The organism is Priestia sp. P5_B4 (assembly GCF_056400385.1).
Genome location: NZ_JBFULJ010001135.1, coordinates 1 through 1,024, shown reverse-complemented (window position 1 = coordinate 1,024; position 1,024 = coordinate 1). Strand labels below are relative to the sequence as shown.

1 protein-coding gene is annotated in these 1,024 nt (G+C 35.8%); it reads left to right on the top strand.

What is annotated here, in order from left to right; genetic code table 11:
• Positions 1-1,024, top strand: a 1,024-nt coding sequence (locus tag AC1DRF_RS29415; RefSeq protein WP_477742498.1) for a GAF domain-containing protein, incomplete at both ends; no start/stop codon positions are given.

Here is a 1,024-nt window from a genome sequence, read left to right as displayed (position 1 = left end):
ATTCATTATCTTAATCAGTCCTATACGTTTACAAACATTCAATCTATTATTTCTGTCCCCATTTGTATGGAAGAACAAACGGTATGCGTACTCATTATTTATCAAAACGGTACAACCCCTCTTTTAAATGAAGAGGATAAAGAATTGTTAGAAAGCTTTTCCGATCAAGTATCGATTGCTCTCTTAAACTCAGCGCTTTTTGAAGATGTAAAAAAACAAAATGAACTTTTAATACGCCGCGATCAAATTCATCGTACCTTCATGAATGTTTCACTTCAAAGTAAAGGAATTGAACCGATACTTACCGAATTGCATCGAATGGTTACATCTCCTGTCACCATTGTAGATTTTGTTGATAATAAGACCTATGGCTTTTTAAAATTCTTTGATATAGACACAAAAACAGCTGAATTTCACACGTATTTTCTTTTACATACAAAGCCTTGTTTTTATACTATTGAGGCAAACAATGAGGCACACAGTGTGTACATTCACCCCATACACGGCATTGACACGCTCTTAGGGTTACTTATTATGCAGGCAAATCTAGGAAATCTTTCCTCTCTAGATCAAGTGGCACTCGAACAAAGCAGCTCTGTTATTGCATTAGAAATGCTGAAAAAACAAACGTTAGTTGATTTATTTTACAAGCGAACACATGAATTATTTAGTGAATACTTATCGTGTTATGACACCACTTTGCTGTATCAAAAAGCGGCTGAGTTAAACATTGATACAAAAAAGCATATTCTGGTCGCTCTCATTACCATTCGTTCACAAGCGGACCTGCAGCTCTTAAACTTACACCTTCATCGCCTTGTATCTGACATCAAATCGGTTTTCAGCTCAAAAGCACCGGTCGTATACGGATTCGACACCAAAGTAACCATTGTATTTACGCTTGACCCTTATGAAAAACATCATGCTATTATCAAACAATTAGAAGATTTACTCTCAAAATGGCGTTACTACAATGAATGTCGTGTAAAAACAGGGATTGGAAATCGGTATTCTCACTTTACTC